Genomic DNA, 686 nt, shown 5'->3' on the forward strand with positions numbered 1-686 from the left:
AACCGCGCCCGCCACTGGCGCAATGCGCGTACCCACACGCTGCACGATCCGGTGCGCTGGAAATATTCGATCCTCGGCAAGTATTTCCTTAACGGCGAGAAGCCGCCCCTGCACGCCTGGAGTTGATCGGATCATCGCCAGGACTTTTGCGGCCCGGCGAAACGACATTCTCACCAAGCGGCGGCCATGCAGGGCCGCCCAAATGTCAATCCGGAGCACCCTTGGAGGTCCGTTCCATGTCCAGCCTAACAATGTCCAGCCCGGCAATCGTCGGCTTTTCCGGCAACATCACCCGCCCGTCGAAGACGCGCAGCTTCGTCGATCTTATCGTCCAGGACATCGCCACACGCCATGGTCTGACGGGCCGCACCTATGACATCGACGATGTCGGCCCGTCGCTAGGCGCAGCCAAATGGTCGCGCGATCTCGATGACCGGGGCCAGGCGATCCTGACGCAGGTCATTGCAGCCGACGTGCTCGTGGTCGGCTCGCCGACCTACAAGGGCAGCTATACCGGGCTGTTCAAGCATTTCTTCGACCTGATCGATCCGTCGGCGTTGAGGGGCAAGCCGGTGCTGCTGACCGCGACCGGAGGCGGTGAGCGCCATGCCCTGGTCGTGGAGCACCAACTGCGGCCGCTGTTCGGCTTCTTTGAAGCCTTCACGCTGCCGACGGCTGTGTATGCG

The 686-nt window shown here is 63.0% G+C and carries 1 protein-coding gene and 1 pseudogene; both read left to right on the forward strand.

The features are described from left to right. Window positions 1-126 (forward strand): annotated as a pseudogene (locus tag EOA49_RS33215) (acyl-CoA dehydrogenase); the annotation flags it as partial. 125 nt (window positions 127-251) lie between these two features. Beyond that, the coding region (msuE, locus tag EOA49_RS32265) for an FMN reductase (protein ID WP_127243612.1) at window positions 252-686 on the forward strand (435 nt) is incomplete at its 3' end.

This window comes from Mesorhizobium sp. M1A.F.Ca.IN.020.04.1.1 (assembly GCF_003997315.1).
Classification (GTDB): domain Bacteria; phylum Pseudomonadota; class Alphaproteobacteria; order Rhizobiales; family Rhizobiaceae; genus Mesorhizobium.